The sequence below is a fragment of the Pseudomonas tructae genome (genome assembly GCF_004214895.1).
Classification (GTDB): domain Bacteria; phylum Pseudomonadota; class Gammaproteobacteria; order Pseudomonadales; family Pseudomonadaceae; genus Aquipseudomonas; species Aquipseudomonas tructae.
In genome coordinates this window covers 252,818-266,992 of record NZ_CP035952.1, presented here as the reverse complement: position 1 = coordinate 266,992, position 14,175 = coordinate 252,818, and the positions used below count along the sequence as shown (strand labels likewise).

At 61.4% G+C, this 14,175-nt stretch carries 11 protein-coding genes; 5 read left to right on the top strand and 6 right to left on the bottom strand.

Features of this window, described 5'->3' with window-relative positions; all coding sequences use genetic code 11:
• The first annotated feature begins 110 nt into the window (after positions 1 to 110).
• A complete protein-coding gene (pdxY, locus tag EXN22_RS01300; RefSeq protein ID WP_130262096.1) occupies positions 111 to 983 on the top strand; it encodes a pyridoxal kinase PdxY in 873 nt (290 codons plus the stop codon).
• On the opposite strand, the gene EXN22_RS01295 is transcribed toward pdxY, so the two are convergent.
• On the bottom strand, positions 980 to 1,465 hold the full coding sequence (locus EXN22_RS01295; protein ID WP_045186257.1) for an acyl-CoA thioesterase: 486 nt from the start codon (positions 1,463 to 1,465) through the stop codon (positions 980 to 982). The two genes, pdxY and EXN22_RS01295, sit on opposite strands and share 4 nt — an antisense overlap.
• Before the next feature lie 325 nt (positions 1,466 to 1,790).
• Here EXN22_RS01295 and EXN22_RS01290 point away from each other — a divergent pair, with 325 nt between their 5' ends.
• Positions 1,791 to 3,551: a cation:proton antiporter gene (locus EXN22_RS01290; protein ID WP_130262095.1), complete on the top strand. Its 1,761-nt coding sequence runs from the start codon at positions 1,791 to 1,793 to the stop codon at positions 3,549 to 3,551.
• A 134-nt stretch (positions 3,552 to 3,685) separates the two neighbouring features.
• On the opposite strand, the gene EXN22_RS01285 is transcribed toward EXN22_RS01290, so the two are convergent.
• From EXN22_RS01285 to uvrD, 3 genes are all read right to left on the bottom strand, one after another.
• Positions 3,686 to 4,093: an SMI1/KNR4 family protein gene (locus tag EXN22_RS01285; RefSeq protein WP_130262094.1), complete on the bottom strand. Its 408-nt coding sequence runs from the start codon at positions 4,091 to 4,093 to the stop codon at positions 3,686 to 3,688.
• Positions 4,094 to 4,204: 111 nt separating this feature from the next.
• A complete protein-coding gene (locus EXN22_RS01280) occupies positions 4,205 to 5,056 on the bottom strand; it encodes a Tim44 domain-containing protein (protein WP_130262093.1) in 852 nt (283 codons plus the stop codon).
• Positions 5,057 to 5,253: 197 nt separating this feature from the next.
• The gene (gene uvrD / locus EXN22_RS01275) at positions 5,254 to 7,437 is read right to left on the bottom strand and encodes a DNA helicase II (protein WP_130262092.1); all 2,184 of its coding nucleotides are present in this window, start codon (positions 7,435 to 7,437) and stop codon (positions 5,254 to 5,256) included.
• A 224-nt stretch (positions 7,438 to 7,661) separates the two neighbouring features.
• On the opposite strand from uvrD, the gene EXN22_RS01270 reads away from it, so the two are divergent.
• A complete protein-coding gene (locus tag EXN22_RS01270; protein WP_130262091.1) occupies positions 7,662 to 10,532 on the top strand; it encodes an EAL domain-containing protein in 2,871 nt (956 codons plus the stop codon).
• Here EXN22_RS01270 and zwf read toward each other — a convergent pair.
• The gene (zwf, locus tag EXN22_RS01265) at positions 10,529 to 11,971 is read right to left on the bottom strand and encodes a glucose-6-phosphate dehydrogenase (RefSeq protein ID WP_130262090.1); all 1,443 of its coding nucleotides are present in this window, start codon (positions 11,969 to 11,971) and stop codon (positions 10,529 to 10,531) included. The two genes, EXN22_RS01270 and zwf, sit on opposite strands and share 4 nt — an antisense overlap.
• A 104-nt stretch (positions 11,972 to 12,075) precedes the next feature.
• On the opposite strand from zwf, the gene hexR reads away from it, so the two are divergent.
• Positions 12,076 to 12,942 (top strand): transcriptional regulator HexR, encoded by an 867-nt coding sequence (gene hexR / locus EXN22_RS01260; RefSeq protein WP_116551232.1) that lies wholly within the window; start codon positions 12,076 to 12,078, stop codon positions 12,940 to 12,942.
• 101 nt (positions 12,943 to 13,043) lie between these two features.
• Positions 13,044 to 13,262: a PA3496 family putative envelope integrity protein gene (locus tag EXN22_RS01255; protein ID WP_130262089.1), complete on the top strand. Its 219-nt coding sequence runs from the start codon at positions 13,044 to 13,046 to the stop codon at positions 13,260 to 13,262.
• On the opposite strand, the gene EXN22_RS01250 is transcribed toward EXN22_RS01255, so the two are convergent.
• Positions 13,204 to 14,151, bottom strand: a complete 948-nt coding sequence (locus EXN22_RS01250; protein WP_165392266.1) for a LysR family transcriptional regulator — start codon at positions 14,149 to 14,151, stop codon at positions 13,204 to 13,206. The genes EXN22_RS01255 and EXN22_RS01250 overlap by 59 nt on opposite strands.
• Between the last annotated feature and the right edge of the window lie 24 nt (positions 14,152 to 14,175).

Here is a 14,175-nt window from a genome sequence, read left to right as displayed (position 1 = left end):
CTCCAACGAGGTATGCCCAGCTTAACTGCCTCCCCGGTCTGTCGTACAGGTGGCATTTAGCGCCATACTGCGCGCCTTGTTCTTCATTCCTACGCTTTTGGAAGTCCTGCATGAAACGTACGCCGCATCTGCTTGCCATCCAGTCTCACGTAGTTTTCGGCCATGCCGGCAATAGCGCCGCGGTATTTCCCATGCAGCGAGTCGGGGTAAAGGTCTGGCCGCTCAATACTGTGCAGTTCTCCAACCATACTCAGTATGGCCAGTGGACTGGAGAAGTGCTTGCTCCAGCGCAAATACCTGCACTGGTAGAAGGGATTGCGACGATCGGTGAGCTGGGCAATTGCGATGCCGTGTTGTCCGGCTACCTGGGTAGCGCCGAACAGGGGCGGGCGATCCTCAGCGGCGTAGCCCGGATCAAGGCGGCCAACCCACGCGCCCTGTACGTGTGCGACCCGGTGATGGGCCACCCCGAGAAGGGTTGCATCGTCCCGGCTGAAGTCAGCGAGTTTCTGGTTGAGCAGGCGCTGACCTGCGCCGATGTGCTGTGTCCGAACCAGCTGGAACTGGACAGCTTCTGCGGGCGCCGCGCAGAGTCGTTGCAAGACTGTGTCGAGATGGCCCGCAGCCTGCTGGAACGGGGCCCCAAAGCCATCCTGGTCAAGCACCTGGCTTATCCTGGACGCGGTGCCGATGACTTTGAAATGCTCCTGGTGACCGCCGAAGGCAACTGGCACATCCGTCGCCCACTGCTGGCATTCGCCCGTCAGCCGGTAGGCGTTGGCGACCTGACGTCAGGCTTGTTCCTGGCGCGCTTGTTGTTGGGTGACGACTGGGTGGCGGCGTTTGAGTTCACCGCCGCCGCCGTGCATGAAGTACTGCTGGAAACCCAGGCCTGCGCCAGCTACGAGCTGGAGCTGGTGCGTGCCCAGGACCGTATCATGCACCCGCGGCTGCGCTTTGCAGCACAGCCTCTGGACTTCTAAAGGGCGTCGCCCTTGAGTTCCTGATAGCGCTTTTCCAGCTCCTGACGGATCAGTCGACGCTGTTTACCTTGCAGGAAACGGCGCTTTTCCTCGCTGCTTTCAGGCTGGCGCGGCGGTACCGCCACTGGCTTGCGGTCATCGTCGACGGCGACCATGGTGAAGAAACAGCTGTTGCTGTGGCGCACCGAGCGTTCGCGAATGTTCTCGGTAACCACCTTGATGCCGACTTCCATCGAGGTGTTGCCGGTGTAGTTGACCGAAGCCAGGAAGGTCACCAGTTCGCCGACATGCACCGGCTCGCGAAAGACCACCTGGTCGACTGACAGGGTCACTACATAGCGGCCGGCATAGCGGCTGGCGCAAGCGTAGGCCACTTCATCGAGGTATTTGAGCAGGGTGCCGCCGTGGACATTGCCAGAAAAGTTGGCCATGTCCGGGGTCATCAGGACGGTCATCGACAGCTGGGCGTTTCCAGGTTCCATAGTGTGCTCACGGTAAGGTTGCGCTGAGGCGGGGTGGCGATTGCTATTCACGCTTCTTTCCCCCAATACGATTCCCATCTCTGTAGACGGGACGCTGACAGCGGCCTTGCCGTCACGCTGTTTGTGCCATTAGCGGCGATGCTTTGGTCGATCTGTTTCTTCATATTGCACCGGCTTTTCGCGACAAGCGGCGGTGTTAACCTGATGAAGCCCACGCAAGGTGGGCTTTCCTACATTTAAAACGCTATGTACCCGCAACTCAATCAGACAATTCATCGGGCGAGTTGCGGCTTGTCTTTGGAAATCAGGTAAGGAGTCCCACGCCGTGCATGCCATCAGCTTTATTCAGGATTTGGCAGTGATCATGCTGGTTGCCGGGGTGGTCACTATCCTGTTCCACCGCTTCAAGCAGCCCGTGGTGCTTGGCTACATTGTTGCCGGCTTTATCATCGGCCCGCACACCCCGCCATTTGGCCTGATTCACGACGAAGACACGATCAAGACCCTGGCCGAGCTTGGGGTGATCTTCCTGATGTTCTGTCTGGGTCTGGAGTTCAGCCTGCGCAAGTTGTTCAAGGTTGGGGCCACGGCGTTCATCGCGGCGTTCCTGGAGATCGTGCTGATGATCTGGATCGGCTTCGAGATTGGCCGCTGGTTCGGCTGGAACACCATGGATTCGCTGTTTCTCGGTGCCATTCTGGCAATTTCCTCGACCACCATCATCGTCAAGGCGCTCAATGACCTGAAGATGAAGAACGAGCGCTTCGCCCAGCTGATCTTCGGCGTGCTGATCGTCGAAGACATCCTCGGCATCGGCATCATTGCCTTGCTCTCGGGTATCGCCGTCAGCGGCACGGTGAGCTCCGGTGAGGTGTTCTCGACCGTCGGCAAGCTGTCACTGTTCATGATTGTCGCCCTGGTTATCGGCATCTTGCTGGTACCGCGCCTGCTGGCTTACGTGGCGAAGTTCGAAAGCAACGAGATGCTGCTGATCACTGTCCTGGGCCTGTGTTTTGGCTTCTGCCTGCTGGTGGTCAAGCTTGAGTACAGCATGGTCCTGGGGGCCTTCCTGATCGGTGCGATCATGGCCGAGTCGCGCCAGTTGCTGAAAATCGAACGCCTGATCGAGCCGGTTCGCGACCTGTTCAGCGCCATCTTTTTCGTGGCCATCGGCTTGATGATCGACCCTTCGATTCTGGTCGAGTACGCCTGGCCGATCGTGGTCATTACCATCGCTGTGGTACTGGGCAAGATGCTTTCCTGCGGCATGGGGGCCTTTATCGCCGGTAACGACGGTCGGACCTCACTGCGGGTCGGGATGGGCCTGTCGCAGATTGGCGAGTTCTCTTTCATTATCGCCGCGTTGGGCATGACCCTGCAGGTGACCAGCGACTTCCTCTACCCGGTGGCCGTAGCCGTGTCAGCCATCACCACGCTGCTCACGCCCTATTTGATCCGTGCTGCCGACCCTTTGTCGCTGAAGCTCTCCAGAGTGGTCCCAGGGCGCCTGTCGCGGGTGTTGTCGCTGTATGGCGAGTGGCTGCGCAGCATTCAGCCGCACGGTGAGGGTGCGCTGCTGGCGTCGATGATCCGGCGCATCCTGCTGCAGGTGGGGGTGAACCTGGCGCTGGTGGTCGCGATCTTCTTCAGTGGCGGCTATTTCGCCTCGCGCATTGCCGACTACCTGAGCGAATGGGTCAGCGATGCCGGCCAGCAGAAAGCCTTGATCTGGGGCGCGGCCTTGATGCTGTCGCTGCCATTCCTGATCGCCGCGTACCGCAAGCTCAAGGCCCTGTCGATGCTGTTGGCGGAGATGGGGGTCAAGCCGGAGATGGCCGGGCGGCATACCCAGCGGGTGCGGCGAGTGATTGCCGAGGTCATACCCCTGTTGTCGCTGCTGGTGATTTTCTTGCTGCTGTCGGCGCTGTCGGCCAGCATCCTGCCCACCAACGAGCTGCTGTTGCTGATTGTGGTGGTCGCGGCGGTGGTGGTTGCGGTGCTGTGGCGCTGGTTCATCCGTGTGCATACACGCATGCAGATCGCGTTGTTGGAGACCCTGGAAAACAACCAGGAGAACCACCGCTAAGAGGCGCTTCCTGCGCGGGGCGGTTCGAATGTCCGAGGGGATGGAGCGGTAGCGAAGCGCCACGCGCAGGAAGGCGTGGCGATTCTACGAACATTAATAGCCAAGAGCCATTATTTTGTGCGGTTATTTCTCATTCAGCTTTCCAGCCAGACATCCCGCGCCCAGTGCCAGACCGATTCCCAGCTCTCTTCAGTAACGACCTCTTCTTCGCCGGACCACAGCACCACGGTGCCGTCTTCTTCGACGCAGTAGTAGTCGTCGCCGTCCTGACAGATGGGAATCAGGTCGCGTGGCACACCCGCGTCCCAGGCATTGGCCGCCACGTCCGGCAAGTAGGTATGCGACTGGGGATCGGTGACGGTGACCGGCTCCAGGCCGCCATAGACCACATCGCTGACCGTCAGCAGGAATTCCTTGAAGACGAACGGAATGTTGATGAACAACTCTTCTTCGATTTCGACCAGTTGGTCTTCGTCCGGCAACTCCAGCGGCACCGGTACCGGTTCATTGGCTTCTCGGAGCTGTTCGATGACTTCTTCCACGGTTCTATCCTCTAACCTTTACGACACGCTGCGCGTTATACCCTAGTAGCCCGTTGCGCTAAAAGCAAAACCCCGGGACAAGCCCGGGGTTTTTTGTGCAATGCCTCAAGATCAGCCGTTCTGACGGATCCCGGCGACCAGCCAAGGCTGGTTTTCGCCCGGCGCACGTTCCATGTTCCAGCTTTCGCTGAACACTTCGCCCTGGTCGAAGCGCGAGGTTTTCGACACGCCGCTGAAGGTCAGGGTGGCGATGGTCTTGTCGGCGCGGTCGTCGACACCTTCAAGCTGCACGTTCAGGTCGTCGATGTAGGTGGACTGGAAGCCATCACCCAGATCAGCACGCTCCTGCTTGAGGAACTGCAGCATCTGTGGCGTGACGAACTCGGCGATCTTGTCCATTTCGTTGGCGTCCCAGTGCTGCTGCAGCGACTGGAAGTGGTTGCGGGCAGCAGCCAGGAAGTTCTGCTCGTTGAACCAGGCCGGGGCGTTGATGACCGGACGGGCAGCGGCAGGCGCCGCGGAGCCACCGAAAATCGACGGTTGGGCCGGTTGCTGGTGCGCTTCACGCTGGAATGGTGCGTGACCGGCTGCGGCCATTTGAGGCTGCTGCTTGCGGCGACGGGCGGCGATGAAGCGGAACACCAGGAAGGCGATAACCGCCATGATCAGGATGTCGAAGATCTGCATGCCATCGAAGCCATCGCCCATGAACATGGAGGCCAGCAGGCCACCGGCGGCGAGGCCGGCCAGAGGACCGAGCCAGCGCGAAGCACCGCTGGCGGCGGCAGGTGCGCGACCTGGCGCGGTGGGCGAGGCAGCCGGAGTGGTCGGGGTTGCCTGACGGGTCTGGTGGATCGGCGCGGCGCCTGAACTTTTGCCGCCGCCCATGCGTTTGGCGTTGGCGTCGAGGCTCATCGTCAGGCCGATGCACAACGCCAAGGCGATGCTAAGAAAACGTTGCATAGAAGGGTATTCCCGTTTTGTGGATTGCACGCGCGTCATGGTGCACAGGTTGTAGGACACATGACCAGCGCCATAATGTTTCCAGCTTTTGCCTGATTTGTCCGAATACGTTGTAGGAGCGGGCTTGCCCCGCGATGCAATCTGACGTGCGGACCGCAATTCGCGGGGCAAGCCCGCTCCCACAGGGTTTCTCTGCGTTACAGGGCTTCCAGTTTGGCGTAGCCAAGCATCAACCACTTGCTGCCTTCGGCGAAATTGACCTGGACCCGGGCCTGGGCGCCGGAGCCTTCGAAGTTGAGGATGACACCTTCACCGAACACTGCGTGCTGCACCCGCTGGCCCAGATTGAAGGCGGTCTGTGGGATGTTGGCGTTGGCGAACAGGCTGCTCGAGTTCTGCTGCTGGCCAGAGCCGAACGGGCGACTGACGCTGTTGGACAAACGCACTTCCTGAACCAGGCCGGCCGGGATCTCACGGACGAAACGCGAGACCTTGTTGTAAGTCTCGCTGCCGTAAAGCCTGCGGGTTTCGGCATAGGTCATCACCAGCTGTTGCATGGCACGGGTGATGCCAACGTAGGCCAGGCGGCGTTCTTCTTCCAGGCGGCCGGGCTCTTCCAGGCTCATCTTGTGCGGGAACAGGCCTTCTTCCATGCCGACCAGGAACACATGGGGGAACTCAAGGCCCTTGGCGCTGTGCAGGGTCATCAGCTGGATGCTGTCTTCGTGCTCGTCGGCCTGGGCGTCGCCGGCTTCCAGCGAGGCGTGGCCGAGGAACGCCGCCAATGGCGACAGTTCGGCGTCTTCTTCGCTATTTTCGAAGTTGCGCGCGGCGCTGACCAGTTCCTCGAGGTTTTCTACCCGGGCCTGGCCTTTTTCGCCTTTTTCTTCCTGGTGATAGATGATCAGCCCGGACTGTTCAATGACTGTCTGGGTCATCAGGTGCAGGGGCATTTCCAGGACTTTGGCCGTGAGGTTCTCGATCATTTCCATGAACGCACCCAAGGCACTGGCGGCGCGACCCTTGAGTGCCTTGTTGGCGATCAGCAGGTTCATCGACTCCCACATCGAAACCTGGGCATGGCGCGCGTGTTCGCGAATCGCTTCGACAGTTTTCTCACCGATGCCGCGTGGCGGCACGTTGATTACCCGTTCAAGGGCCGCATCATTGCCACGGCCTTCGAGCAGGCGCAGGTAGGCCATGGCGTTCTTGATTTCTGCGCGTTCGAAGAAGCGCTGGCCGCCGTAGATGCGGTAAGGGATACGCTCGCGCAGCAGCGCTTCTTCCAGCACCCGCGACTGGGCGTTGGAGCGATAAAGGATGGCGATGTCGCTGCGGGCCAGGCCGGTCTTGAGCGCGCTTTCGATGCTCTCGACCACGTAACGGGCTTCGTCGTGTTCGTTGAAGGCGGCGTACAGGCTCAGCGGCTCGCCGTCGCCACCGTCGGTCCACAGCTCTTTGCCCAGGCGCCCGCTGTTGTTGGCGATCAGGGCATTGGCCGCCTTGAGGATGCCGGCGGTGGAGCGGTAGTTCTGCTCCAGGCGGATCAGTTCGGCGTCGGGGAAGTCGGCGGTGTACTGATGAATATTCTCGATCTTGGCGCCGCGCCAGCCGTAAATCGACTGGTCGTCGTCGCCGACCACCATCAGGCTGTCGCCACCCTTGGCCAGCAACCGCAGCCAGGCGTACTGCACGGCGTTGGTATCCTGGAATTCGTCGACCAGCAAGTGGCGGAACCGCCGCTGGTAGTGTTCGAGCAGGCCCGGGTGGTCGCGCCACAGGTCCAGGGCGCGTAGCAGCAGCTCGGAGAAGTCGATGACCCCGGCGCGCTGGCAAGCTGCCTCGTAGGCTTCATAAATGCTGCGCATGGTGCCCAGGAACAGGTCGCCACTGGTCTGGATGTGCTGCGGGCGCAGGCCTTCGTCCTTCTGGCCGTTGATGAACCACTGCGCCTGGCGCGCTGGCCAGCGCTGCTCATCCAGGCCCAGCTCGCGGATCACCCGCTTGACCAGGCGTTGCTGGTCGTCGCTGTCGAGGATCTGGAAGTTCTGGTTCAGACCGGCTTCTTGCCAGTGCGCACGCAACAGGCGGTGTGCCAGGCCGTGGAAGGTACCTACCCACATACCGGCCGGGTTGATGCCCATCAGCTGTTCGATACGCTGGCGCATCTCGGCTGCGGCCTTGTTGGTGAAGGTTACTGAGAGAATCGAGTGCGGCGAGGCCTGCACGACCTGGATCAACCAGGCGATACGGTGCACCAGCACACGGGTCTTGCCGGAGCCGGCACCGGCCAGGACCAACTGACGACCAACCGGCGCAGCTACAGCCTGGCGTTGGGCGTCGTTGAGAGAGTTCAACAGGAGAGAGAGATCATCGCGCATCCGGCCATTTTAGGGGCGCAGGCAACCCTTGGGCAAATATACAGTAGAAAAAATCGGCTGTTGACGACCGGCCGGTCATCGGCTGCAGCCCAAGGCCTGCGTGCTTGAGCGCCTGCTGTCGGGAAATATGATGAAATATTTATGATCCAGAGCAGTTTGGCCCAGGGGCTTGCTTGTGTATGCTCCGTGCACGTTTAAGGCTAACCATTACAAGAACACTGCCTATGACACTCGGTTCCGACTCCGTGAGCGCTCCTGCTCAAGCGCACCGGAGTATTCGCAAACACTTCGCGACCCAACTGGCTGTCGAGCGCACCCGCCTGCTGTACCAGGGCTCGTTGCTGCCGACTTTGTTCATGCTGCTCAACGGCCTGGTCTGTGCCTGGTTGCTTTGGAGCCCGGCACGCTACCTGCTGGTCAGCGTTTGGATCGTCTGGCTGATGGCCCTGGTCGCCATGCGAGTGATTCAGGTGGCCGCCTTTGACGCTGCCATGCCGGATCGACAGGCCCAGCCCAGTTGGTGGCGAATGTTCCTGCTGGGTTCGGCCTTCAGTGGCCTGACCCTGGCAAGTGCGGCGATCGCCCTGGTGCCTGTTGATAACTTTGTACAGCAGGCCTGGGTGTTCGGCTTGCTGGGGGCGGCGACGTTATCGGCCAGCATAGCGTACGCGGTCAGCCTGCCAGCCTTCCTGAGTTTTACCTTGCCCTGCCTGCTGCCGCCAATCGCTTTCCTGTTCTGCAATGGTGATGAACAGCAGCGCGGCTGGGGTTGGCTTGGCCTGATTCTTTTGGCCGCCTTGTCGGTGGTGGCCTGGCAGGTCAACCGGTTGATCGAGCGCGGGCTGTTGCGGCGCTTTCAGAACCAGGAGCTGATCGAGCACCTGCAGGCCGCGCAAAGCCGCAGCGAGCGGCTCAATCAGGCCCTGGCCCAGGAGGTCGAGCAGCGTCGGCTGATCGAGGAGCAACTTCGCGAGGCCCAGATTGGCCTGGAGTCGCGGGTGGCCCAGCGTAGCCAGGAACTGGATGTGGCCAACCAGGCCCTGAGCAAGAGTGAACAGCGTCTGGCCCTGGCCCTGGAAGCCAGCGAGCTGGGGCTGTGGGATTGGAACCTGGAAACGGACGAGATCCACCACACCCAATTGCGCGAGTTGTTTGGCCTTGAGCCTGAACAGGTTCAGGAGATGCTCGCCCACCTCAAGCCACGCTTGCACCCCGATGACGTGCCTCTGCTAAAGCGCACCCTGGTCGAGCACCTCAAAGGCCGCAGCGAGGACTATCGCATCGATTACCGGGTGCGCCACCGCCAGGGCCATTGGTGCTGGATCGAGGACCGTGGCCGGGCAGTGGAGCGCAGCGCCAATGGCCGCGTATTGCGCATGCTTGGCACCCGGCGCGAGATCAGCGCGCAAAAGGCCCAGGAAGAGCAACAGCGCCTGGCCGCGACGGTGTTCGAGGCTGCCAGTGAAGGGATCGTGATTCTCGATCCGGACTACGTGTTGCTGGCGGTCAATCAGGCCTTCTGCCGGGTGACCGGCTACAGCCGCGAAGAGCTGCTGCAGGGCCAACTGCTGGAGTTGCCGTGCAGTCGCGATGCCCGCCGGCATTCTCAGGCGATCGAAAGTGCCCTGGAGCAGCAGGGCGGCTGGCAGGGCGAGCTGGTTGAGGCGCGCAAGAATGGTGAGCTGTATCCACAGTGGCTACAGCTCAATGGTGTGCGCGACGCACGGGGCAACCTGACCAGCATCGTCGGCTTCTTTACCGACCTGTCGGCACGCCGCGAGTCCGAGGAGCGTCTGCGCTACCTGGCCCACTATGACGAGTTGACCGGCCTGGCCAACCGCGCGTTGTTCCGCCTGCGTTTGCACGAGGCTGGCCAGCGCTTGCGTCAGAGCGGGCGCGGTCTGGCGTTGCTGCATATTGACCTGGACCGTTTCAAACTGCTCAACGACAGCCTTGGCCACGAAGTTGCCGACCACTTGCTCAAGCAGATGGCCCAGCGCATCAGCAATGCCATGCCCGAAGCCGACACGGTGGCGCGGCTGTCCGGTGACGAATTCGCCGTGCTGTTCGATGCCTACAGCAACCTGTCCAGCCTGGTGCGGGTGGCCACCCGCCTGCTCGACAAACTGCGGGTGCCACTGCGTGTCGATGGCCATGAACTGGTCATCAGCGCTTCAGTGGGCATCAGCCTGCTGGCTGACACCTCAAGGGATGTCACGGTGCTGGTCAGCCAGGCCAATACCGCCATGCAGCATGCCAAGCACCTGGGCGGGGACAACTTCCAGTTCTACACCGAGAGCCTGCAGGCCAGCACCTTGCAGCGCCTGCAGCTGGAAAACCACCTGCGCAAGGCCATCGAAGAGCGCCAGTTGCAGGTCTATTACCAACCCAAGCTGTGCCTGGCCAGTGGCCGACTGCACGCCGCCGAGGCACTGGTGCGCTGGCAGCATCCGCAATGGGGCATGGTGCCTCCCTCCGACTTCATTGGCCTTGCCGAAGAAACCGGACTGATTGCACCGATGGGCGAGTTCGTCCTGCGTCAGGCTTGCTGGCAGGCCTGCGAGTGGCAGCGCATGGGCCTTGAGCCGATCCGCGTGTCGGTCAACCTGTCGGTTTACCAGTTGCGCCAAGGCAAGCTGGTCAGCCTGGTGCGTCAGGTGCTCGATGAAAGTGGACTGGCGCCGCACCTGCTGGAGCTGGAGTTGACGGAAAGCCAGTTGCTCGACAGCGTCGAACACATCATTACCACGTTCCGCCAACTGCACGAGCTGGGGGTGAAGCTGGCCATCGATGATTTCGGCACCGGCTATTCTTCGCTCAGTTACCTCAAGCGCTTCCCGGTGGACTACGTGAAAATCGATCAGGCCTTCATCCGCGGCCTGAGCGAGGGCAGCGAAGACGCGGCCATCACTCGGGCAATCATCGCCATGGCCCAGAGCCTCGACCTGCAGGTGGTAGCCGAAGGCGTGGAAACCCGCGAACAGTTGGATTTCCTGCGCAAGCAAGGTTGCAACGAAGTGCAGGGCTACCTGATCAGCCGGCCGGTTCCGGCTCAGGAGCTGGCCGGGTTACTGGCCAGCCGCTACTCCTTTTAGAGATGCCAGGCACGCCCCTGGTGTGCCAGCAGGCTGTGGGCCTGGTCCGGGCCGTTGCTGCCGGCGTGGTAAGGCCGCGGCGCCTGGAAGTGCTCCTGCCAGCCGGTCAGGATTGGGTCGATCCAGGCCCAGGCCGCCTCGACCTCGTCACGGCGCATGAACAGCGTCGAGTCGCCTTCGAGCACATCCAGCAGCAGCCGCTCGTAGGCGTCCCAGCGGCGAGTTTGGCCAAACACCTGGGCCAGGTTCAGGTTCAGCTCCACCGGTTCCAGGCGCATGCCTTTGCCGGGGGTCTTGGTCATCATCTGCAGGCTGATCCGTTCATCGGGTTGTAGCTGTATCAGCAACTGGTTGGCCTGGCCGCCTTCGAACAGGCGGTGCGGCACTGGTTTGAACTGGATGACAATCTGCGACGAGCGCTTGGCCAGGCGCTTGCCAGTGCGCAGGTAGAAGGGCACCCCGGCCCAGCGCCAGTTGTTGATGTGCGCTTCAACGGCGACGAAGGTCTCGGTATCGCTGTCGTTGTCGACATCTTTCTCGAAGTAGTAGGCCGGAACTTCCTGACCGCCAATCTTGCCGGCGCTGTACTGGCCGCGCACGGTCTTGTCCTGCACATCCTGGTCGCTGATCGGTTGCAGGGCCTTGAGGATCTTCACTTTCTCGTCGCGCACCGATTCGGCCTCGAACTGCGCCGGCGGCTCCATGGCCACCAGGCAGAGCAACTGCAGCAGGTGGTTCTGCAGCATGTCGCGGGTGGCGCCGGCACGGTCGTAGTAGGCGCCGCGGTTCTCGACCCCGAGGGTTTCGCACACGCTGATCTGCACGTGGTCGATCTGGCTGTTGCGCCACACCGGCTCGAGCAGGGCGTTGGCAAAGCGCAGGGCCATGAGGTTCTGCACCGTTTCCTTGCCCAGGTAGTGGTCTATACGAAACACCTGCGATTCGGCAAAAACGGCGCCAAAGGCTTCGTTGATTGCCGTGGCCGACTCCAGCGAATGGCCGATGGGTTTTTCCAGCACGATGCGCGCGTCGTGATCGGCCAGCCCGGCGATTTTCAGGTGGTTGGCAATCGGTACGAACAGGTTGGGGGCGGTGGCCAGGTAGTAGATGCGGGTCAGGCCGCCCGCTTCGCCGAGAAACCGCGCCAGGCGGACGAAATCGGCGCTTTGCGAGGCATCCATGGGGAAGTAGTCCAACCGCGCCGAGAAACGTGCCCAGACATCCTCGTCGAAGTCGGCCCGGGCGATCTGCGCCCGACAGCGGCGTTCGGCAAGCTTGAGGAATTCGCTGCGCGGCAGATTGCTGCGGGCCAGGGCGATGATGCGTACGGCTGCGTGCAGGCGAGCCTCGCGATACAGGTGGTAGAGCGCCGGAAGCAGTTTGTGCAGGGCCAGGTCACCGGTGCCGCCGAACACCATGATGTCGCAAGGGATAGTCAATACCACCACTCTCCTAGTTCGTTTAGCTGGGCGGGTCGCTGGTCATGTAGTATAACTACAAGAAAGCTACAACCCGGTCAGTCGATCATAACCGAGTCCTGCCCTTGAATCTGTTGCAACACATCGCCCAGTCGCGCCATCTGCTACGCAAATCGGAACTCAAGGTTGCCGATCACGTGCTGCTTGATCCTGCAGCCGTCATGCACAGCTCCATGGCTGACCTTGCCCACAGTGTCGGCATCAGTGAGCCGACCATCGTGCGTTTTTGCCGTGCGATCGGTTGTTCCGGTTTCCAGGACCTCAAGCTCAAGCTGGCCCAGAGCCTGGCGGCGGGTGCGAGTTTCGGCCAGTTCGCCATTCATGAAGACGACTCGGTTGCCGACTACAGCCTGAAAATTTTCGACACCACCCTGCATACCCTGATGGAAGTGCGTGAGCACCTCGATGCACAGGCCTTGCAGCGTGCCGTGACCGCCATGGCCCAGGCCCAGCGCGTCGAGTTCTACGGTTTTGGTGCCTCCGGCGCGGTGGCGGCCGATGCTCAGCACAAGTTCTTCCGCCTGTTGCTGACTGCTGCGGCCTACTCCGATCCACACATGCAGGCGATGTCGGCGGTAACCCTCAAGCCTGGCGACGTGGCCATCTGCATTTCCCAGTCGGGGCGTTCCAAGGACCTGCTGATCACTGCCAACCTGGTGCGTGAAAGCGGCGCTACGCTGATTACCCTGTGCCCGAGCCAGACACCACTGGCGGAGCTGTCGACCGTCAACCTGGCCATCGATGTGCACGAAGACACCGAAATCTACACCCCGCTGACCTCGCGTATCGCCCACCTGGTGGTGATCGACGTGCTGGCCATGGGCGTTGCCATGGCCCGCGGCCCAAGCCTGGTCAACCACTTGAAAAGCGTCAAACGCAGCTTGCGCAGCCTGCGCTTGTCGCCCAAGTCGATCAAGGCGATGGACGACTGAGCCCGTTCCCACAGGTTCATTGATTTGTCATTGGCGCGCCGCCAAACCGTAATGCCATGACGTCAGGCTGAAGCTCCCGCACTCGAAAAGGGAGATATGCAATGGCTCGTGAATTCGATGGCTCGTACCAACCCAACGCCAAATCCCGCAAGCAGCAGGAAAAAGACCAGCGCCGCATGGAGTTTCGCCGCGCGATCGAAAGCTACTCCGAGCAGCGCCGTCTGCTGCAGGAAATCACCGACTACGCCGACGTGCAGAGCGTCAATGTGTGGCAGGTATCGGCGGCACAATCCCAGAGAAACGCTCAACAAGCCCGCTGATCTGTGCACGTTCGCTGCGAATGAACGCTAAAAACGCCAGGGCCACCGGCGACTGCCGCTTGGCCTTGGATTGCACCACGCACCAACTGCGGTACAGCGGCAGTTCCTCAACCGGCAGCTCGCGCAGCACGCCTGTGGCCAGTTCCAGGTTCAGGGCGTGGCGGGTCAGCAGGGCGATGCCCAGGCCGGCAATCACGCACTCACGCTGAGCATCGGCCGAGGCTACTTCCAGCGTCTGAGTGAAGTGCACGCGCTTTTCCTTGAAGTATTCCTCGCAGGCCTTGCGCGTCCCCGATCCCTGTTCGCGTACCAGCAAGGTATGCGGCTCCAGGTCCTGCAGGCGCAGGCTATCGAGCTTGCACAGCGGGTGATCAGGCGGGGCGACGGCGACAATCGGGTTGTTGAGGAACGGCAGGAACTCCAGGCCCATGTCCTGCGGCACCATGGACATGATGATCAGATCATCGCGGTTGTCCGAGAGGCGACGGATGGCCTGGGCCCGGTTGACCACCGTGAGGGTAAGATTGACTTCCGGGTGCAGGCGTTTGAAGGCGGCGAACAGGTGCGGGACGAAGTACTTGGCGCTGGATTCGACTGCCAGCTTCAGCTGCCCCTGCAGCGAGCCCTGCATATCCGAGAGCTGCATATCGAGGCTTTCCAGGCGGCCGAAGATATCCCGGCTGGCGCGCTGCAGCGCTTCTGCGGCTTCGGTCAGGTAGAGCTTCTTGCCGACGTACTCGAACAGCGGTTGGCCGACCAGTTCTTCCAGTTGGCGGATCTGTAGACTAACGGCGGGTTGCGTCAGGTTCATCTCCTCGGCCGCCCGGCTGTAGGAACGCAAATCACAGACCTCATTGAAGATCTGAAGTTGACGCAATGTCATACGCATCAATGACTTACGCATTTTTCTCAC